This window comes from Leclercia sp. LSNIH1 (assembly GCF_002902985.1).
Lineage (GTDB): Bacteria > Pseudomonadota > Gammaproteobacteria > Enterobacterales > Enterobacteriaceae > Enterobacter.
Genome location: NZ_CP026167.1, coordinates 3,150,418 through 3,169,709, shown reverse-complemented (window position 1 = coordinate 3,169,709; position 19,292 = coordinate 3,150,418). Strand labels below are relative to the sequence as shown.

Below are 19,292 nucleotides of genomic sequence, written 5' to 3'. Positions count from 1 at the left end.
CTCTATTAATATTATCTTTAAGCAGCCCACTCCCGTTGTTCGCACATCTCCGGCAAATTCACCCTTACCAGCGCTTCAGCGAACGGCGGCGGCACGGCGTTGCCGCAGCGGGCCACCTGCTTATCCTTCGCGTACTTCACGCCGCGGTAGTCCTGGTCGATGATGTACCACTCCGGAAAGCCCTGGGCGCGGTACAGTTCCGCTGGCTGCAGCATGCGCATGCCGATATCCACGATGCGATACACCACGCCATCCACAGTCACCAGCCCGTCAGAATCCACGCCGCAATACTCCCGCAGGAATGCCAGCACCTGCGCCGCGCGCTGCTCGTCATAGCCACCCGTCGCCAGGCTGGTTTCAACATTCCCGACATGCAGGCCGCCCGCGGTTAACCCCGGCGCTGGCGCATCAACCACCCGGCCATCCCGGCAGGTCCCGCGCAGCATTACCAGGTGCGACGTGACCGCAGCGTGGTGATTACCCGTTGTGACAGTATGAGCAGGTTGGTCAGCAGCACCGCCAGGGTGCCCAGTGTTATTAACCATCAGGTGCGCAGCGACAACGGCGTGATGATCGGTGGTGGTGACCGTGTGGACCGGTTCGTCCAAAGCCACGCCAGCGCCCTGGTAGTTCCCGCCGAAGTGCTTAACCAGATTAGCAGCCACCAACCCGAACTTGCCGCCACCGGCGGTGATCGTGGCGCTCGGTTCGTCAGCGCGATGTCCAATGCTGGCACCGAATTGCCGGGCGATGACCGGCGCTACAACACATGCCCGTGACTCTTTCAGGATGGTATGCATGGGTTTATCCAGCGGTCGTGGCTTCGCCTGGTACTCACTGCCTCCGCTACCCGCCAGGAACGGTGTTACCGTCGGTACCGCGATCGCATAGCCGTGCGTTTTTGTGATGGTCTGCAGCGGTTCCGCCAGCGACTGTCCGCGGAAGCAGTCGTATTTCCCTTTCGTCGTGGTGTGGTTGCACTTCACGATAAACGGCGAGGCGCTATCAATCACGAAGCGCTGGATGCCGCGCGCGATACGCTTAAGCGTGTTCTCCGCCAGCGGCTTCTTACGGTCGAAGATGGACTGTGCCGGAATAGACCAGTCGATACATTCCGCCGCGGTACGCCATGGCGCCAGCTTGCCACCCTGCACTGCTGGCGTTTTCGGATCCCCGTGGGTCGGCACCGGCCAGGTCACCGGCACGCCGTCGCAGCGCATTACCATGAAGAACCGCTTCCGGATGGTCGGCGCGCCAAAGTCGCAGGCACGCAGCTCTCGGTGATCAACGGCATAACCAAGCCCGGCCACCAGCTGCTGCGCCAGCTCGCCGTCGGCGGCAATGCCCAGGAACTCGCAGCACTCCGCCAGCGCCGGATGCCCGGCGGGGATACCGCCTGAGAGCATGCCGCAGAACGCCTCGAAAGTTTCTCCGGCGCGGTCAGGATCCGGGCGCTGACCGGCGTCAGCCGATACGATAAGCGGCCCCCACGTTTTGAACTCCTCCACGTTCTCCAGCATCATCACTCGTGGCCGTACCGCCAGCGCCCAGCGAATGACGATCCACGCCAGCCCGCGAATCTCTTTCTCCACCGGCTTTGAGCCTTTGGCCTTCGAGAAGTGGCGACAGTCCGGTGAGAACCACGCCAGCCCCACCGGGCGACTAGCGGTCGCCACCAGGGGGTTTACATCAAAAACGGATTCGCAGTAGTGCAGCGTGTCCGGGTGGTTGGTGGTGTGCATCGCCACGGCGTTGGGGTCGTGGTTGATGGCAATGTCCACGCTGCGGCCGATCGCCAGCTCAATGCCCGTACTCGCCCCGCCGCCGCCGGCAAAGTTATCAACGATGATTTCTCTCACGCGTATTCCTCCATGGCGGCAGCCAGCGACCGGGCCGCAGTAACGATGGCCGGTACCGGCATTTTCTCCAGCCACATGCGGTTGATGTGATGCTTCAGGCGGCGCTGGTGATGCGCCGGGAGATCCCCGGCGTTTTCAATCTGGCCGTAAACCATGCCCACTTCGGCAGGCCAGACGGTTTCGGCGACATCCACCAACAGCAGGCTTTCCAGTTGGACGATCCGCTTTGTCGCGTATTGCAGCATCTGCTCCATCAGTTCACCTCAACGCATTTGATGTTGTTGATACGCGGTGACGTTTCATTCCAGGAGCGTTCCCGGTCTGCAACGGCTAGCGCTTTTATGGCCGCCTGGCACTGAGCCATGCTCTCCATCGGTTCGACCTGCATGTTCATGCTCTGGCTTGATAAAACCATAATCAGGAAGACGTAGCTCATTGGGCTGCCTCCCCAGCAGGCATCAGTGCCTCACGCACACATGGTTTGTAGTAGTGATTGAAAGCGAATCTCAGCCCGAGTTTGGTCGGCATTTCTTGCTTACCAAGCAACTTAAGATGTTTGCAGATAGTGGTTGCAGTCCATCCTGAGTGATACCCTGCTGCACGTTTCAGGACCGTTTCAGCGAGGATGGTGCGGAAGTCATCGCGCCCGAAGTTGGTATTCTTGAAAGCGGCATTGATCACCTCATCGGTCAGGTTTGCGACGATAGCGTTGCTCATTGGGATGCTCCCAAGCGAAGTTGTTCGGCGAACTCTGCAACCGCATCCGACAGCGAGCGGTAATAAGCTTTTGACTCAACAAACACGGAGTTTTCTTCACCGCAGAAATCGATGAAACCCTCTGCCCCCTGCGCCCGCACTTCAGCCAGGAAGGCGTCGGTCTGTTTGAAAGGATTCTCGGCGTTTACGTCCCGCGATACGTAGGTGTTGATTTCAGAGACATAATCCAATGGAACTCCAGCCATCATGCAGTCTTCACCTTCGGACAAATATTCCAGGTGGTTTTCACTGATGTCGGTGAGCAGGCGCAGCATCTTGCCGTTCTCCGCACCCAGTTGATCGCGCTGGGCGCGCGTGGCATGCAGCGCCGCGGTGGTGCAGTCCAGGCGTTCGGCCAGGCGCGAAACAATCTTCGCGATGTCCATGATTGGCGTGTCGCTGCTCAGCGCCTTCGCCAGGTGATGACCAACGGCCACCAGCTCTTTGTTGCTCAGTGAATCACTCATGGGATGCTCCTCGGTGCGTATAACGTTCCATGTCAAAGTCGATAACTGCCCGCTGGTCGCGGAAGACGCCGCTGCGCCCGTGGCGGATAAGATGGCCCTGCTCTATGGCAGCCCGAATGTATTTCTCGGCAGTAGTGCGATGCAGGCCGAACATGGCGGCGATATCGTTAGTCGTTGCGCGGCCATGCTTTTTCACCAGCTCGATAATCCAGGCGATGAACAGGGTGCGCTCGCTATGCGTTTTAGGTTTAGCCATAGGGATCTCCTGTTAAATCAGACCAGCGGCTTTGCGCTGCGCATATTGGGCTTTCAGCATTTCTGCTGGCGTGGGTCCGCTGGCCTTGGCCGGAGCGGCGATAGCGCGGCGGATCGGCGGTACCGGCTTACCTGCTGCAACGCGCTCTTCCCATCCAGCCAGGACCTTGCCGGCGGCCTGGCGCATCTCGCTCTCGGTCATCTGGCGATCGGTACTCTGGCGGCGCAGCTCAATGCAGATGTGATACAGAACTGGTGCTGGCCATGGGTACTGCTCGCTGGTCGGGAACCGGAAGACCAGGCGGCGCCATTTCCAGTACTCAGTCATCACGTCATCAACGCTGAACCCGAGCAGGCAGCGCCCCTCTTTGCACCAGGCAACAAACTGACCGGGTGACGGCAGGAATGGCTTCTCCTGGCGGCGGGCAATCCGCATGCCTGCGGCCACCTGTGCCATGGTAGTGATCCCGTTCTCCTGAAATGCCATCACCCACTGGCGGCGCAGTTCGTTGAACTCGCTCTGCTCACGGAAAGCAGCCATTGCTGCCGGAAATGCAGCACGCAGCGCGCTGAACAGGGAGTTGAAGATTTCAGCCGTCTGCTCAACCTGCGGGCGTTCTGCCGGGGCTTCAGGCATGTTATGGGCGATGCGGCGAAAGCTTTCGCGATCGCAGTTCGCCAGCTGCTCAGATAGTCTTTCCATCGAACACCTCGTTGATCCAGTCTGTATTGTTGAAGTCGATGCCCTGGGCTGCTGGCCGGACCCCGGATGGGTTGTTCAGGCGTTTGGTGCTTAGCTGGTCCCACTGCTTTCGCAGGCTGGATGGGCTCAGGATGTTGGTCTTCCAGAAGCTATCCTTGCTGACCCACTTGAGTAGCTCGCAAATTTCGTAGTGAGTGCGGTTGTCCTGCTGGCGCATCAGACGGATGGTATTGGCCCACTCAACCCATTTCGGCTCACTGAGGCTTGGGTTGACCGTCAGCAGCTGGGCATAAATCCAACGGGCTGCTTTCAGGTCATCAGCCGTTCCCCATGATTTACCGGAGGGGGTGTAAATTCCGTCTACGGCTTCAGGATGGCGAGAAAGAAATTTTTCGATCGCTTCGTTTCGGGATTCGGCAGAATTCCGGGACGAGGATCTTTTAATATTTATATTGTTGTTATTACCTTGTTGTTCATGATGCGCGGCGAATTGCGCGGCCTCATGCGCGGCTAAATGCGCGGCATCACTACCGGAAGCACCGCCGTTGCTGGGTTCCTCATGCGCGGCGTAATGCTCGCCGTTATGCTCGGCCAAATGCGCGGGTAAATTGTCCATTTTTTGAGCATAAAGCATGTAATTTGTGATGGTTATCACGGTGCCTTTTCGCTTCTCTCCCGCAGTAGAAATCATCCCTTCCTTGACGAAAAGTGCCAGCATTCTCTCCACTGCGTGACGGCTTGTTGGCTCCCCTGCCCGATCACATAATTTCAGCCCGAGATCGGCTGACGTGGTCACCAGTTGTCCGGTTTGCAGCGGCCACTGACGGCCTTTAAAGTTTGCCGTATAAGGCTGACGGGCAGCGCCCAACAGAAGGTTTTCCCACAGCGTGCGCAGGAACACATCTTTCGCCCAGGGCTTCTTCAATACACTCCGGTACAACGGGATGAATCCGGTCTTCTGGTTCTCCATCCGGTTGCTCCTGACGGCACTGCGTGCCGCAAAATCGGCGTAAGCGACATTCGACATGGCTATGCCCCTTTCGCCTGGTGTTTTGTACATGCATTTGCCATAATGACCTCGCATTTACGTCCCGTATTTGCATCAGAAAGCCGTTGGTGTTCGAGCACCGCGGCTTTCGCCTTTTTAGATCCCGTCATACAGCCCCCAGCATCGTCGTCACCATCGCCATCAATGGCGCCACAGAGTCCGGGCCATCCAAGTAGAAGCTGGCGACAATCTTTTCGCTGATCTCCTTCAGCCGAACCTGCTTTGGCGCTTTGAGCATGACGGCCTGAATAGCCTCGGCGTCCTCCTTCACCGTTCTGGCGATTCGAAGCGCAACATCGTCGTTCCGAACAACGCGATCACGATAGGCCAGGGGTAAGACAGCAAGGATCACCGGTGCCAGCTGCTCGACGTTCGCGCGGTAGGAAGTTGATTTCTCTGCATGGTCCAGCCAACGAAACAGCTTCACATTCCACACGTCGGAATTGCCGGAGGTGTCGACCCCAGCCAGCTCAGCCTCCTCAGCAGCCTCTTTGATTGCCATGGCAACCGCGACGCGGCCCTCTGCTGCCGCCCAGGCACGAACAGCAGAACAGATGGCACGGTGATCAACGCTATCACCTGATTCCCCGCTGAAGTGATATTGGAATATCAGGCGTTCTGTTTGCGCTCTGTTATTCTGTTGAAAAGATTGTGTTTGCATTGTTAGTGCTCCTACTTTGGTAAACCATCAGTGGGGTTTGGGTAGAGATCGGGGCGCAGTTCGTGGGGAGTTACGCCGGTGGCCTCAAACACTGGCAGCACTCTTTCAGCAGGAATGCCTTTACGGCGCCACAACGAAACGGCCATTTTTGAAACGCCGATTAAAGCGCCAAGCGCGCTGGCCGAGCCAGATCGGAGAATTGCATTTTCAATACCAGTCATAGGACCTCCTTAAGTGAGCAAAGTAAAGCACCAATTTACCATTGAGTCAATACACGCCTGCCTACCAACTGGTAAAGCTATTGTTTACAATCCACGCATGAATAAAAAAGATCCTAACGAGAGCCTTATTTCCAGGCTGACTGAATTGAACGGCAAAGGCTTCTCCAAAACAGAGATGGCCAAGGTAGCCAATGTCAGTAAGCAAGCGGTCACCGGATGGTTCCGAACCGGCAAGATAAGCAAAGAGTCGGCCCTGGCCGTTGCTGACGCTGCTGGCGTGTCTGTGCCATGGCTGCTCGGCGAGGACGTTGGTGAGAAAGACGGCCTTAAGCCTGACGAACAGCGCCTACTGGAGCTCTATCGCCAGCTGCCGGAAGAAGAGCAGCAGAACATGCTCCGCATCTTCGCGATCCGCCTGAAGGAACTGGACGAGCTGTATGAGAAGTACATGAAGGGGCGGATTAGGTCGCAAGGGGATTAAGGTGTTCTGGTCGGCGCATAGCTGGTAGTGGCCTGACGAGACGCTTGGGTGAAGGAGTGCTTTATGGAACTCCTGTTTGGTGGGTAGGAAGTTGCTTTAGCAACGTAAAGAGAACATAATTTAAGCTGTCAGTTCTCTTTGGGGGTTCATCATGCTCAAAAAATTATTTAAACAAGCCAAGCCCAGCGTGCCTAACGAGGTCGAGGATGAGCTTGTTCAACTTTTTGATGAGATAGATGAAAAGCAACGGAAAATTGCTGAAAAAAAAGAAAGAGCAAAAGAGGAATGGCAAAATGGAGCAAGAGCAACAAAGCACCGATTCACTATATGATTTTCTTTATGTCGATAATCAACGCGCATCTTCCCTTCTCGCTCAGATGCATGGTCCAGGTGTCGTAACCTCCATTAAGCATATAACGGCAGAAATTGATAAATCTATGTCCGACGCGGGGTTTGACTTAAGGATTGTCAAGGCCAAAACCGGCGTTGAAGAAACCATAAACCAAACTCAAGAAAAAAGTTTTGATGCATCCTGGACTCTCCCAATCAACCTTCTTGATAAACTTGATGAAAACGGGCTGATAAGAAAAGACCTCAATGGAGAGCGCCTAGGGAGCACTGTTTTGTGTAAGGGTAGAATGAGAATTTTTGACATCTCAGTTCTCCAAAAAAGCGTTCCATTTATCGCAAAGATGATGGAAATGGAACAGCCAAAGTTGCCGCCGAAAGCCAAAAAATCCAATTTTAATGTTGAAGAACAATTCATTGCCCCTGGTGTAACATTTGGAATGATGAAAGAGGTTTTAAATATCGTTCCAAACACTTTGCAGGTTGATTTCATTAACGAAGCTGGCCAAACAATTTGGATGACCATAAATCGTGACTACTTGACGATTAATCCAGATGATATGGTTTTGAAATATGGTTCGAGTCTGCCAGGCGAGTGGTATGTGATTGGTTTCATTGACGCACTTCCCGAAGCGGAAGAAGATGAAATAGATACTTTATCTTTTGAGCCAAATTCAATGAAAGACGGCATTCACGGGATGCTGTCCGGTATAAGAGGATTAGCCGGACGGAGTAGTAATTCATATGGTATGACACCACTTGTTATTTTCAGGAATATTAGATAAAAAAAACCCGGCCACCGCGCCGGGTTTTTTGTACCCTCATCCACCAGCTCCGCCATCAATCCCCACCCCGGACTCCATGATCCTGACCTTAGCGTCGGGATTTTTTTTGTCTTCAATCACGCAATTTCATATCCCAAACCACCCAAGTAAAGCAACGCTGTACCTTTTATCACTTCAACGCTTGACCGGATAGTAAAGTGGTGATTTACTAGTATCACCAAGACGCACCACGAACCACCCAGGCATGGAGCCCACGAAGTAGCCGCCGACGGCATATGAATAGTCGGATGAGGTGGAGTGATTAACGCGCATCAGGTTAAAGAAATGTTCCGCCAGCCTGGCGACAAGGGCAAATGAGAGGGAATCATCATGGTTCATCAGCACTATGGCACCCAGACGGTCAACCGCGGCGCAGTTCTGCCCGGCATGCTCGTAAAGCACAAAGACAGCACCTGGACGGCATCAGCCAATAAGCGCGGAAAGCTCTACCTGCATCGTGGTATTGAGCGCACTTACACCACCGATCTGCTGGTCGAAGTTTTTCTGAATGGCGTGGGGAATGGCCTGAGCCATTAACGGAGGGAGTCATGCAAGAGAAGAAATGCACGTACTGCCGCAAACCAATCGAGCAAGGGAAAGAAGTTAAAAACGAATTGCTCTTCATCCGCGGCGCCCAGCTGGCGCGCGAACAACGTGATTACTGTCCTGTGCGTTGCGCTTCGTACGACCAGATGGCCCACGAAGCCTAACGTAAAACCCGCGCAAGGCGGGGTCTACGTCCGGTGCCACCGACCAAAGTACACCGGAATTTATACCAAAACCAAAAACACACCCAATGGGCGCTATCTCTGGCCCGGGGATCTTACATCCAAAAATGAGGATCTGACATGGAATTTTTCTACCTGGTTAAGGCCACTCAGAAGTCAGGGAAGCAAGATGCAGTGATCTGGTTTACTGCGAAAAGTGAAGCCCGCGCCGCCCTGACGCTTGATGTCGAGCTGGAAGAAGCTGGCATCGAAACTGGCCGCGGTAAGGACTACGCCAAGCCTGTACGCACCGATATGCCGATTGTTGACGACCTGCCAGAAGAAGGCGTGATTGATTACACTTGGTGCGAGCGCTACACCCTGGCCGACGACCAGCGCACCTGGAACGTGATCCCGGGCGCCGCCTCTCAGAGCGAAACCACCATCGTCCTGGACAGCGCCACCAGCGATGAGAATCAGCCGGTCGCAGCGGTAACCGCCACTGATACTCCTGATGAGCCTTATTGGTATGAGAACGGCCTGCGGGTACTCAAAAACGGCGATGAGTTTACTCGTTACGCGGTTTGCAAACTGCCATTCCGTCAACAACTGCTGGCTCAACTGACGGTGGACGAACTGCGCCATCATGTCACCCGCGGTGAACATGCGGAACTGTATGCGCTGGAGATGGATACCGACAATAGCTATGTCCAGACGCTTCTGCTTGCTGCTGAAAGCTGCTCTGAGATTAAGGCTTTCGATACCAAAGACCTGTGGCGCTATACGAATGCTATTCGAAAAGTGTTCAGCATGGATAAGCGCCATGAATTGGCTCTGCTGCTGCAGTTCACTAAAGCCTGGGTAGCCACCCCATATATTGACCGCGGGATCCTGACGCGCGAATGGTCCGCAGGTAATCGCATCAGCCACGTGCAGCGCACAGATGCAGGCACCAATGCCGACGGCGGGTATGTAACTGACCGCGGCGCAGATGCGCATCACACCCTGGACACCCTCGATCTGGAGATCGCCTGTGCCCTTCTGCCGATGGACTTCAACCATCTGGAAATCCCCGGCAGCATCCACCGCCGCGCTAAAGAGATTGTCGCGAACAAAGAAGAACCTTGGAAATCATGGAGCAAAATCCTGCGCAACCAGCCAGGCGTTCTGGCGGTCAACCGCGCGGCCATCTTCAACCTGATGCGCATCGCGCCGGAGAATATCCACCTGACGCCAGTTGTTCATCTGGAGTTCGTGAATAAGACCATGACGGCTGAGTTCTGCCAAGCGACTGAGCTTCTACCTCTGCCGTCCATCGAATCGGAAGAGGACACTCAAGCCGCCGAACAGCAAAACGCATTGCCGAAATGGGTAGAAGCCGGTGAGCAACAACTTGCTGATGAAGATGAAGCGGAAACGCAATCCCTGCCTAAGTGGGCAAATGCTGCCGACAGCCAGCCACAGGTTGCGAACCTCGGCGGCGGCATGTTCTCCATCGAAGGTCTGATGAGCGATAAACAACCAGAAAATGATGTCCGTTCACCAATTAATGAGGAGACCACCAGCGATGTGCAGATGGAAGAGACTAACCCGCAGGAAGGAGAAGCTGGTGACGCGTTACCACCAGGCGAAAGCGCTGATGCAGCTGATCCGCAAACAGTTGCCCTGAGTGCGGCTGAGGTTCTGGCCGCCGCGGCGCCGACTCTGGCAAACCATGATGAGGCGGATGTAAACAAGAAAACGGAAAACGCGCATCAGAATGACGATTCTGCGCATCAAAACGCGCCAAAAGCGAATCAGAGCGAGCCAAAAGCGCAACAACCAGAACCAGCTGTCGAATATCCAGCTTACTTCGAACCGGGCCGCTATGAAGGTTTGCCGAATAACGTTTATCACGCAGCGAACGGGATCAGCAGCACCCAGGTGAAGGATGCTCGCGTCAGCCTGATGTACTTCAACGCGCGCCATGTCGCCAAGACCATCCCGCGTGAAGGTTCAAAAGTGCTGGATATGGGCAACCTGGTGCATGCGCTGGCGCTGCAGCCAGAAAACCTCGACGAAGAGTTCAGCGTGGAGCCGGTGATCCCGGAGGGGGCGTTCACCACTGCGGCGACCCTGCGCGCCTTTATCGACGAACACAACGCCAGCCTGCCGGCGCTGCTGAGCGCTGACGATATCAAAGCGCTGCTGGAAGAGCACAACGCAACCCTGCCAGCACAGCTGCCGCTGGGCGCATCGGTTGAGGAAACCTACGCAGCGTATGAGCAATTGCCTGAGGAATACCAGCGCATTGAGAACGGCACAAAGCATACCGCTGCCGCAATGAAGGCCTGCATCAAAGAGTACAACGCCACCCTGCCTGCGCCGGTGAAAACCAGCGGCAGCCGTGACGCGCTGCTGGAGCAGTTGGCGATCATAAACCCTGACCTGGTGGCGCAGGAAGCCCAGAAACCAGCACCGCTGAAAGTGTCCGGCACCAAAGCAGAGATGATCCAGGCGGTGAAGTCCGTGAAGCCGGATGCGGTATTCGCTGACGAACTGCTGGACGCGTGGCGCGAGAACCCGGGTGACAAAATTCTGGTGACCCTCCAGCAGATGGAAACGGCGCTGGCCATTCAGAAAGCGCTGTACGAACACCCGACCGCCGGGAAACTGCTGCTGCACCCTGATCGCGCTGTTGAGACGAGCTATTTCGGTATTGACGAAGAGACCGGGCTGGAAATCCGTGTACGCCCGGATCTGGAAATCGACATCGACGGCGTTCGTGTCGGCGCCGACCTTAAAACCATCAGCATGTGGAACGTGAAGCAGTCCGGCCTGCGCGCCCGTCTGCACCGGGAAATCATTGACCGCGATTATCACCTCAGCGCAGCCATGTACATGCAGACCGCTGCCCTGGACCAGTTCTTCTGGATTTTCGTCAACAAAGACGAAGGTTACCACTGGATCGCCATCGTCGAGGCCAGCGAGGAGCTGATAGAGCTGGGCATGCTCGAGTATCGCCAGACGATGAACCGCATCGCCAACGCGTTCGACACTGGCGAGTGGCCAGCGCCGATCACCGAAGACTACACCGACGAACTGAACGACTTCGACCTGCGCCGCCTTGAAGCGCTGCGTACTCAGGCATAAGGGGAATGACGATGGAAAACATGAATATCGTAACCGCGGAGCAGCAGGCTCCAAACACTATCTCTGCCAGCAATGCCATCTTCAACGTGCAGGCATTAACCCAGCTGCAGGCCGTTGCCGGTTTGATGGCTCAGGCTGCTGTAACGGTTCCTGAACATCTTCGCGGCAACCCAGCCGACTGCATGGCCATCATCATGCAGGCTATGCAGTGGGGGATGAACCCGTACGCAGTGGCGCAGAAAACGCACCTGGCCAACGGCGTGCTGGGGTACGAAGCGCAGCTGGTAAACGCGGTGATCTCCAGTTCTAACGCCATTGTGGGCCGCTTCCACTATGAGTACGAGGGCGATTGGTCGAAATGCGCCAGTAGCCGCGAAGAGATCGTGAAGAAGCCTGCAAAAGGCGGCGGGACGTACGACAAGAAAGAAATGGTGCGCGGCTGGACCAGCGCCGACGAACAGGGCCTGTCGGTTCGTGTGGGTGCCGTCATTCGCGGCGAAAGTGAGATCACCTGGGGCGAGCCGGTCTTCCTGTCCAGCGTGATTACACGTAATTCTCCACTGTGGATTTCGAACCCTAAACAGCAGATCGCGTATCTGGCCCTCAAGTATTGGGCGCGCCTGTACTGCCCTGCGGTCGTTCTGGGCGTGTACACCCCAGATGAGGTGGAGCAGCGCGCCGAGAAGGAGATCAACCCGGCCCCCGCCCAGCGCGTGAGCCTGGCTGACATCAAAGGTGACACCGTAACAACCACTCAAAGCGCGCAGGAATCGGCGGCAAACGTTGACGCTATGGCCGATGAGTTCCGGGATCGCATTGATGCTGCTGAAACGCTGGAAGCCGCCACAGCCGTCGGCAATGAAATCAACGAAGCGAAAACTGCGCTTGGAACCACCCTGTTCACCGAACTGAAGAACAAGGCTACGCGCCGCTACCACCTGGTAAAGCACCGTAATGCGGTCGAGGCGGCGATCAACTCTCTGCCACAACCGGGCGAGCCGGGCGCAGTTGAGCAGTTCGCAGAAGCAGAGCGCGTGCTGGCAGCAGCGAAACGTCATATGGGCGACGAACTGCACGATAAGTTCAGCATCACCCTGGCAGATATGAAACCGGAATACGTGGCCTAAGGGAGGCGGGAGGGTTCGCCCTCCCGGTAACGACATGACGAAAATTACAGAACGCGGAATGATTTTCAACGGTCAGATGGTGCGGGCACTCTTGGGCGGCCGGAAGACGCAGACCCGGCGGTCTGTTAAGCCGCAGCCTGAGCTAACGGAAAGATCAGGCTTTTCCTGGAACGGCGCTTTATACGGTGCCGGGAGTGACGAGCGGGAAACAAACCGCAACTTCGCTCACGCCAAATGCCCATACGGAAGGCCAGGCGATCGCATCTGGGTGCGGGAGACTTTCGGTGATTGTGGGGAGCGGCTTGTTTATCGGGCAGACACTGACGACGGGGCGAAATGCAAAGTGAAGCGCTGGACCCCATCCATCCACATGCCGCGCTGGGCCAGCCGGATTCTGCTGGAGATTACCGATGTGCGGATCGAGCGGTTGAACAGCATCAGTGATGCCGATTGCATTGCTGAAGGAATCATACCAGTGCCAAAGGATAGGGATGATGACCACCAGTTCTGGCGCGATTACCACCTGAGCAGCGACGGTACTTTTTGCGTGCACAGCCCGCGGGAGTCAATCGAATCTTTATGGAAATCAGTACGCGGTAAATCCTTCGAACAAGAAGAAGATACCGCGCCGGGCAGCTGGCAGGCCAACCCGTGGGTCTGGGTGATCGAGTTTAAGCGTATCGAAGGAGCCGGCCATGAAACTGATTAACCGCAGCACACAGTCACCGCTGGCGCGTCAGGCCTGCGACATCGCCCTGGCAGCCCATCAGGAGCGCTACGGCGATTACGGGCGCAGCAAAATGCGGGAGACGTACACAGTGCGGGTTGAAGGCGTAAAGGTCTGGGTGGAGGTGGTGAACCGTAAGGCGAGTTACGTTGCCACGGCGATGACCGGCATGCGCCGCCTGCGATCCTTACCCGGGCAGGCAGCCTGATATTGAAATATCACCGAGAAACCTAAAACAGCTGATGGCTGTGCCGGGTGCGGAGAAATAGCCAGGTCGCCCCGGCGTTCAGTTTAAGTGGAGAAAGGTATGAGCGAAGTAATCATGATGGTATCGCCCGGGAAATGGGTGTCTGAGGAGCAGTTGATAGCTCTGAAGGGGATTAAAAAGGGAACGCTGAAGAAGGCGCGGGAGAAGACTTTTCTGGAGGGGAAAGAATACAAACACGTCTCTTTTGACTGTAGTCCGTGGGATAACAGCCCGTGTTTTTACAACCTGGATGAGATCGACCGCTGGATTGAGCGTCAGGCCTCAGCGAAACCGCGGCGACAATCTGCTTAAATACTCTGACCATCAACCAACGAGGAATCGTTATGAAATACCCAACAGGAGTGGAAAACCACGGCGGCACGCTCAGGCTGTGGTTCATCTACAAAGGGGTCAGAGTGCGTGAAAGCCTGGGGGTGGCTGACACCCCCAAAAACAGAAAAGTGGCCGGCGAGTTACGGACGTCGATCTGCTACGCCATCAAAACCGGAACCTTCAATTATGCCCAGCAGTTCCCCTCCTCCCAGAACCTGGCGCGGTTCGGGGAAGCAAGGCAAGAAGTAACAATCGGGGAACTGTCCGGGAGATGGCTTGCACTGAAGGAAATGGAGGTGGCTGAATCATCGCTCAACACTTACGGTCGAGTCATCACAAATGTTATGGCTATTATTGGGCCTGACACCCTCCTCACCTCAATCACCAAAGAGAGCATGCTGGAAGTCCGGAAGGAGCTGCTGACGGGTTTCCAGATCATGAAGCAGGGGCATAAAACTCCGAAGCGGGGTCGATCCGCTGTTACTGTGAACAACTACATGACCGTGTTGTTCGGTATCTTCCAGTTTGCGGTTGAAAATGGCTACATTTCAAAGTCACCAATGAACGGTGTGGCTCCCCTGCGTGAGTCCCGTCCGGATCCTGACCCCATCACCCGAGAGGAGTTCCCTCGCCTGATTGACGCCTGCCACCATCAGCAGAGCAAGAATCTGTGGGCTATCGCCGTTTACACCGGATTGCGGCCGGGTGAACTGTGCGGACTTGCCTGGGAGGATGTGGACCTGAAAGCGGGAACAATCACCGTCAGAAGAAGCCTGACACAGAAAGGGATCTTCACGCTGCCGAAAACCAATGCTGGCACTAATCGGGTTGTGCACCTGATCGAACCTGCACTCGAGGCATTCAAAAGCCAGTATGAAATGACCCGCCTCTCTCAGGAGCATAACGTAGCAGTTAAGCTGAGGGAGTACGGAAAGAAAGAGTTCAATAAGTGCACGTTTGTTTTCCTGCCCTCCCTGACAGCCAGGGCCGGGAATTACGGTAAGCACTTCTCTATCAACTCCATAGGGAACTCGTGGGATGCGGCGATGAAAAGAGCCGGCCTTCGCCACCGTAAATCGTATCAGTCGAGACACACCTATGCGTGCTGGTCGCTTTCTGCAGGAGCAAACCCGAACTTCATTGCTAACCAGATGGGGCATGCCGATGCACAGATGGTATTTCAGGTTTACGGGAAGTGGATGGAGGAAAACAACCTGGACCAGATCGCATTGTTGAGCTCAAAATTAAGCGACTTTGCCCCAACCATGCCCCACAGCGACAGGACTGCTGCATAATATCTTTAAATATCCTAGACATACCCATCTTAGCGCTGAAAATCCATAAACTCTAACGCGGTACCCAGCCATCCGGAGACGGCGGCTCTTATCAGGTCAGATGTGGATCTTTCATGTTGTACTTGAGTCATATTGGCAATCTCAAAAGGGTAAGATGCGTACCGCTAAACCGCATTCAGTATTATTATTCAGAGAACGTCAGTAATACCTTGCAGCACTGCCGCTGGTCTTTCTCAAACAGTTCAATGGCGTCTTTAACGTGGTGATACGCAAAGCGATGCGTAATGAGTTTGTCAGGGTCGATAAGCCCTTTCTCCAGCCAGTCGATGACCACCGGGAATTTATTGGCGTTCAGACGTGACGAGAATATAGAAAGCTCTTTACCGGTGATCCCCTGCTGCGCAACCTGGCTCGGCTCGCTGGAGAAGCCCATAAGCACAATGCGCGCGCCCGGCGAAGCCAGATTGACCGCTTCCTGCAAAATAGAAGGGTGGCAGGCCGCATCAATAATCAGCGTGGGTTTAATGCCCTTCTCTTCCAGCACCGCCTGCAGAGACTGGTTGCCGTTGTTAATCACCCAGTCCGCCCCGCTACGCTGGGCCATCGCCAGACGCTCGTCGATGCGATCGACCACAATGACCTGTTTCACCTTGTAGACGCCCTTCAGCGCCTGGACGGTGACCAGCCCCATCGGTCCGGCGCCGTAAATGAGCGCCACATCCTGCCCGGTCGGGCTGACGTGGCCGGTGACGTTGGCCGCGATAGTGAATGGCTCAACCATCACCGCATGTTCATCGCTGACGGCATCCGGAATGACCCAGGCATTTTTAGCGGGTACCACGGCGTATTCACTGAAGCCGCCATCGCGATGCACACCCAGCACCACCAGCGAAGTGCAGACGTTCGGTTTGCCTACCGAGCATGGGTAGCAGTGGCCGCAGCTGATCACCGGATCAACCGAGACGCGCTGGCCCAGGCGTGCGGTGTCGACGCCCTCGCCGACAGCATCGATGACGCCGAAGAACTCATGGCCGATCACCCGGGGATATTTGGCGAAAGGATTGTGGCCGCGATAGATATGGCTGTCGGAACCGCAGATCCCGGCCAGCTTCACTTTGACGCGTACTTCGCCTGCCGCAGGGGCGGGTAACGGACGCTCTTCGAGAGCCAGAGAATTCGGTTGTTGAATAACGATACTTTTCATTTTTTGCTCCTTTACCAGTTCCACAGCGTGCCATCTTCAAGACGTGCAACGGGCAGATAAGCGGGATCGTAGGGATATTTCGCTGCCCGTTTTTCATCAAACTCAATGCCCAGGCCCGGCTTATCGCCCGGATGCATATAGCCGTCTTCAAAGGTCCAGTTGGTGTTAAAAACCTCCAGCATCTGCTCGGAATAGCCCATGTACTCTTGTACGCCAAAGTTGGGTACCCACAGGTCGAAGTGCAGCGCCGCCGCGTGGCAAATCGGCGACAGATCGGAAGGACCGTGAGAGCCGGTGCGTACCTGATAGAGCGAGGCAAAATCGGCGATCCGACGCATTCCGGTAATACCGCCCGCATGGGTGATGGTGGTGCGGATATAGTCGATCAGCTGCTCTTCGATCAGCTGCTTGCAGTCCCAGATGCTGTTGAACACTTCGCCCACCGCAATCGGAGTGACGGTGTGCTGACGAATCAGACGGAAGCACTCCTGGTTCTCTGCCGGGGTTGGGTCTTCCATCCAGAACATGCGGTACTGCTCAATGCTCTTACCGAAACGCGCGGCTTCGATCGGCGTCAGGCGGTGGTGCATGTCGTGCAGCAGATGTTCATTAAAACCATATTTGTTGCGCACGGCGTCAAACAGTTTTGGCGTAAAATCGAGGTACTTTTCTGTTGACCAGAGCTGCTCTTCCGGCCAGTTGCCTTTGGTGGCGGGTTCATACGCCAGCCCCTTCCCTTTTGACATGCCGTAGGTGGTTTTCATTCCCGGCACGCCGCACTGTACGCGGATGGCCTTGAATCCCATCTCTTTATGGCGGGCGTAATCTTCCAGTACATCATCAATGGTGTGACCGGTGGTATGGCAATAGACCATCACCCCTTCACGGGAGGCGCCGCCCAGCAGCTGATACAGCGGCATATTGGCGGCTTTGGCTTTGATGTCCCACAGCGCCATGTCGATGGCTGAAATCGCCGACATGGTGACCGGACCGCGACGCCAGTACGCGCCTTTATAGAAGAACTGCCAGATATCTTCGATACGATGGGCATCCCGGCCAATCAGCTGCGGACAGAGATGATCTTTCAGATATGACGCGACAGAAAGCTCGCGGCCATTGAGGGTAGCGTCACCCAGGCCGACAATCCCCTCGTCGGTGGTAATTTTCAGCGTGACAAAGTTACGCCCTGGACAGGTGACAAATACTTCAGCCCCTACAATCTTCATTTTCCGGTTCCTTACATCTTTTATTGTGATGCCGGAAATCTACGCAATTACCCTACTACCATACAAGTATAAAGATCAAAAAACCGTCGCTGGATCACATATTGGACGCTCATGCGCGCCCCCAACCTGCCACGATAATGAGCATGCCGCACAGCGCCACCAGCGCCCCAACCCAGTCGTAGAGGCTTAGTTTTACGCCATCGACCACCCGCAACCACAACAGCGCTGTGCAGACATAGACGCCGCCATAAGCGGCATAGACGCGCCCGCTTGCTGCGGGATGCAGGGTGAGTAACCAGACAAACAGCACCAAGGCAGCGCCCGCGGGAATCAACAGCAGCACCGAGGCGCCTTTCTTCAGCCAGAGCCACGGCAGAAAACAGCCGAGAATTTCGCAGAGCGCGGTGGCAAAAAAGAGCAAAGTTGTTTTAAACATATTTAACGTTGTCTGATGTGTGATGAGGTATCATACCCGAATGTGAAAGGAACCCTTCCACACGCCTGATGTGGGTATGCCCTCAAAATGGACTGATGTAAAAACTCCGGTGGAGTCGTCGAACGTCCACCGTCTACAAGGAAATCGCTATGCGTAAAATGAGCACACGCCTCTGCCTGGCTGCCCTGCTGGCTGCTGTTTTCATCGCGCCAGTATCCGCCAACACCAGCAAACTGATTATTGAATCCGGCGACAGCGCCCAGAGCCGTCAAAATGCCGCCATGGATAAAGAGCAGTGGAACGATACCCGCAGCCTGCGCCATAAGGTGAACAGCCGCGTGGAAAAAGAGTGGGATAAAGAGGATGTCGCTTTTGACGCCCGGGATAAATGCCAGCAGAGCGCCAATGTGAACGCCTACTGGGAGCCCAACACCCTGCGCTGCCTTGACCGCCGCACTGGCCGCGCCCTGGCCCCCTGATTCTGCCTGAAAGCACCGCGCAGCCTCCTGCGCGGTGTTTAATAGTACTCAATCGTGTTTTTGATGGTGTACTTGCGCGAGACTGCCGGCTTGACGCTCTCATCGACCACTACCAGCTCGCACGCCACCGGGTTGTCGTGGCGATCGTAATCGCAGGTCTGTTTCACCTTGCCCAGCCGCTTATCATTTAGCTGGCTCACCGAGGTGTAGTCCAGTTTCTTGCGCTTGTCCGCCGCCGGTGTGGCCGTAATGGAGAGCTGCTGCTCCCCGGAGACGGTGGTTTTACCGAGTGGATAACCCTCTGCATCGTAGCGATAGCTCACTTCCATATCTTTGCCGTGGGCGCTGACGATAAAACCGTTGTCATCGGTATCCCATGAAATCCCCGATGCGGGCAGTTCCGCCAGCTGGCATTTGCCCTGTAGCCGCAGCTTTTTCTGCTGGGTTTGCGCATCCAGATAGTAGTTGGCGTCCAGCACCAGGGCGATGCCGGTGTTCGCCTCCAGATCGTGCAGCTCCAGGCTGTCGAAGCAGCCTTCCGTAGAGAGCGTGCCGCTGACGCGCTTGGCCACTTCCCCTTTATCATTGAAGAGCGTCTGGCTGAAATCTTTCACCGGCCCGCGCAGGGGATCAAAATCAAATTCGTTAGAAAAGCTCGCCATCTCTGGCGTAAACGACAGCGGCGCGGCGGTGTTATCACACCCCGTCAACAGAGCCGCCAGGAGAACCATAAGCGCGTGTTTATTCACATGACCT

General features: G+C 55.6%; 25 protein-coding genes and 2 pseudogenes. 12 read left to right on the top strand and 15 right to left on the bottom strand.

Going from position 1 to position 19,292, the window contains the following annotated elements:
- Window positions 1-17: 17 nt before the first annotated feature.
- The 10 genes and pseudogenes from C2U54_RS15795 to C2U54_RS15750 all read right to left on the bottom strand — a co-directional run bounded on the left by C2U54_RS15795 (window position 18) and on the right by C2U54_RS15750 (window position 5,970).
- Window positions 18-1,859, bottom strand: coding sequence for a DNA cytosine methyltransferase (locus C2U54_RS15795; RefSeq protein ID WP_103179498.1), 1,842 nt, complete (start codon window positions 1,857-1,859; stop codon window positions 18-20).
- Window positions 1,856-2,113 carry a hypothetical protein gene (locus C2U54_RS15790; RefSeq protein ID WP_103179497.1) on the bottom strand — a complete coding sequence of 86 codons (258 nt, stop codon included), beginning with the start codon at window positions 2,111-2,113 and terminating at the stop codon, window positions 1,856-1,858. The genes C2U54_RS15795 and C2U54_RS15790 overlap by 4 nt, the downstream gene beginning before the upstream one ends.
- Window positions 2,113-2,295 carry a hypothetical protein gene (locus tag C2U54_RS15785; protein WP_103179496.1) on the bottom strand — a complete coding sequence of 61 codons (183 nt, stop codon included), beginning with the start codon at window positions 2,293-2,295 and terminating at the stop codon, window positions 2,113-2,115. Before C2U54_RS15785 ends, C2U54_RS15790 begins: the two co-directional genes overlap by 1 nt.
- On the bottom strand, window positions 2,292-2,576 hold the full coding sequence (locus C2U54_RS15780; protein WP_231312431.1) for a hypothetical protein: 285 nt from the start codon (window positions 2,574-2,576) through the stop codon (window positions 2,292-2,294). The genes C2U54_RS15785 and C2U54_RS15780 overlap by 4 nt, the downstream gene beginning before the upstream one ends.
- On the bottom strand, window positions 2,573-3,082 hold the full coding sequence (locus C2U54_RS15775; protein WP_103179495.1) for a hypothetical protein: 510 nt from the start codon (window positions 3,080-3,082) through the stop codon (window positions 2,573-2,575). The genes C2U54_RS15780 and C2U54_RS15775 overlap by 4 nt, the downstream gene beginning before the upstream one ends.
- A 16-nt stretch (window positions 3,083-3,098) precedes the next feature.
- Window positions 3,099-3,338, bottom strand: a pseudogene (locus C2U54_RS15770) (DUF977 family protein); the annotation flags it as partial.
- A 12-nt stretch (window positions 3,339-3,350) separates the two neighbouring features.
- Complete coding sequence (locus C2U54_RS15765; RefSeq protein WP_103179493.1) at window positions 3,351-4,040, bottom strand: replication protein P; 690 nt, start codon at window positions 4,038-4,040, stop codon at window positions 3,351-3,353.
- Entirely contained in the window at window positions 4,024-5,010 is a 987-nt protein-coding gene (locus C2U54_RS15760; protein WP_103181079.1) for a replication protein, read from the bottom strand. Before C2U54_RS15760 ends, C2U54_RS15765 begins: the two co-directional genes overlap by 17 nt.
- Before the next feature lie 184 nt (window positions 5,011-5,194).
- Window positions 5,195-5,749, bottom strand: coding sequence for a toxin YdaT family protein (locus C2U54_RS15755; RefSeq protein WP_103179492.1), 555 nt, complete (start codon window positions 5,747-5,749; stop codon window positions 5,195-5,197).
- Between the two features lie 11 nt (window positions 5,750-5,760).
- Complete coding sequence (locus C2U54_RS15750; RefSeq protein WP_000145712.1) at window positions 5,761-5,970, bottom strand: transcriptional regulator; 210 nt, start codon at window positions 5,968-5,970, stop codon at window positions 5,761-5,763.
- Between the two features lie 13 nt (window positions 5,971-5,983).
- Between C2U54_RS15750 and C2U54_RS15745 the strand changes: the two genes are divergently transcribed.
- The 3 genes from C2U54_RS15745 (at window position 5,984) to C2U54_RS15740 (ending at window position 7,584) form a co-directional block, all read left to right on the top strand.
- Complete coding sequence (locus C2U54_RS15745; protein ID WP_199184423.1) at window positions 5,984-6,451, top strand: helix-turn-helix domain-containing protein; 468 nt, start codon at window positions 5,984-5,986, stop codon at window positions 6,449-6,451.
- A gap of 151 nt (window positions 6,452-6,602) precedes the next feature.
- Window positions 6,603-6,782, top strand: a complete 180-nt coding sequence (locus C2U54_RS27730; RefSeq protein ID WP_233210484.1) for a hypothetical protein — start codon at window positions 6,603-6,605, stop codon at window positions 6,780-6,782.
- On the top strand, window positions 6,745-7,584 hold the full coding sequence (locus C2U54_RS15740; protein WP_233210485.1) for a DUF6414 family protein: 840 nt from the start codon (window positions 6,745-6,747) through the stop codon (window positions 7,582-7,584). The genes C2U54_RS27730 and C2U54_RS15740 overlap by 38 nt, the downstream gene beginning before the upstream one ends.
- A gap of 174 nt (window positions 7,585-7,758) precedes the next feature.
- On the opposite strand, the gene C2U54_RS27485 is transcribed toward C2U54_RS15740, so the two are convergent.
- Complete coding sequence (locus C2U54_RS27485) at window positions 7,759-8,025, bottom strand: hypothetical protein (protein ID WP_168191991.1); 267 nt, start codon at window positions 8,023-8,025, stop codon at window positions 7,759-7,761.
- On the opposite strand from C2U54_RS27485, the pseudogene C2U54_RS15730 reads away from it, so the two are divergent.
- The 8 genes and pseudogenes from C2U54_RS15730 to C2U54_RS15700 form a co-directional block, all read left to right on the top strand.
- A pseudogene (locus C2U54_RS15730) lies at window positions 7,945-8,160 on the top strand (cell division inhibitor protein); the annotation flags it as partial. The gene C2U54_RS27485 and the pseudogene C2U54_RS15730 overlap by 81 nt on opposite strands.
- 11 nt (window positions 8,161-8,171) lie before the next feature.
- Complete coding sequence (locus tag C2U54_RS27480; protein ID WP_168192016.1) at window positions 8,172-8,333, top strand: YdaE family protein; 162 nt, start codon at window positions 8,172-8,174, stop codon at window positions 8,331-8,333.
- 138 nt (window positions 8,334-8,471) lie between these two features.
- The gene (locus tag C2U54_RS15725; RefSeq protein ID WP_103179487.1) at window positions 8,472-11,462 is read left to right on the top strand and encodes a RecE family exodeoxyribonuclease; all 2,991 of its coding nucleotides are present in this window, start codon (window positions 8,472-8,474) and stop codon (window positions 11,460-11,462) included.
- Between the two features lie 11 nt (window positions 11,463-11,473).
- Window positions 11,474-12,589 (top strand): RecT family recombinase, encoded by a 1,116-nt coding sequence (locus C2U54_RS15720; protein WP_103179486.1) that lies wholly within the window; start codon window positions 11,474-11,476, stop codon window positions 12,587-12,589.
- A gap of 34 nt (window positions 12,590-12,623) precedes the next feature.
- Entirely contained in the window at window positions 12,624-13,298 is a 675-nt protein-coding gene (locus tag C2U54_RS15715) for a hypothetical protein (RefSeq protein ID WP_103179485.1), read from the top strand.
- Window positions 13,285-13,524 carry a DUF4060 family protein gene (locus C2U54_RS15710; protein WP_103179484.1) on the top strand — a complete coding sequence of 80 codons (240 nt, stop codon included), beginning with the start codon at window positions 13,285-13,287 and terminating at the stop codon, window positions 13,522-13,524. The genes C2U54_RS15715 and C2U54_RS15710 overlap by 14 nt, the downstream gene beginning before the upstream one ends.
- 99 nt (window positions 13,525-13,623) lie before the next feature.
- Entirely contained in the window at window positions 13,624-13,875 is a 252-nt protein-coding gene (gene xisR / locus C2U54_RS15705) for an excisionase family protein (RefSeq protein ID WP_032617963.1), read from the top strand.
- 32 nt (window positions 13,876-13,907) lie between these two features.
- Window positions 13,908-15,191 (top strand): tyrosine-type recombinase/integrase, encoded by a 1,284-nt coding sequence (locus C2U54_RS15700; RefSeq protein WP_103179483.1) that lies wholly within the window; start codon window positions 13,908-13,910, stop codon window positions 15,189-15,191.
- Window positions 15,192-15,375: 184 nt separating this feature from the next.
- Here the strand turns inward: C2U54_RS15700 and C2U54_RS15695 are convergent, their stop codons facing one another.
- The 3 genes from C2U54_RS15695 to C2U54_RS15685 all read right to left on the bottom strand — a co-directional run bounded on the left by C2U54_RS15695 (window position 15,376) and on the right by C2U54_RS15685 (window position 18,057).
- Window positions 15,376-16,395, bottom strand: coding sequence for a Zn-dependent oxidoreductase (locus tag C2U54_RS15695; protein WP_103179482.1), 1,020 nt, complete (start codon window positions 16,393-16,395; stop codon window positions 15,376-15,378).
- Between the two features lie 11 nt (window positions 16,396-16,406).
- Complete coding sequence (manD, locus tag C2U54_RS15690; RefSeq protein ID WP_103179481.1) at window positions 16,407-17,621, bottom strand: D-mannonate dehydratase ManD; 1,215 nt, start codon at window positions 17,619-17,621, stop codon at window positions 16,407-16,409.
- Window positions 17,622-17,730: 109 nt separating this feature from the next.
- Window positions 17,731-18,057, bottom strand: coding sequence for a YnfA family protein (locus C2U54_RS15685; RefSeq protein WP_103179480.1), 327 nt, complete (start codon window positions 18,055-18,057; stop codon window positions 17,731-17,733).
- Between the two features lie 149 nt (window positions 18,058-18,206).
- On the opposite strand from C2U54_RS15685, the gene C2U54_RS15680 reads away from it, so the two are divergent.
- Window positions 18,207-18,536, top strand: coding sequence for a DUF1283 family protein (locus C2U54_RS15680; protein ID WP_103179479.1), 330 nt, complete (start codon window positions 18,207-18,209; stop codon window positions 18,534-18,536).
- A 38-nt stretch (window positions 18,537-18,574) separates the two neighbouring features.
- On the opposite strand, the gene C2U54_RS15675 is transcribed toward C2U54_RS15680, so the two are convergent.
- Window positions 18,575-19,285 (bottom strand): YnfC family lipoprotein, encoded by a 711-nt coding sequence (locus C2U54_RS15675; RefSeq protein ID WP_103179478.1) that lies wholly within the window; start codon window positions 19,283-19,285, stop codon window positions 18,575-18,577.
- Window positions 19,286-19,292 lie beyond the last annotated feature (7 nt).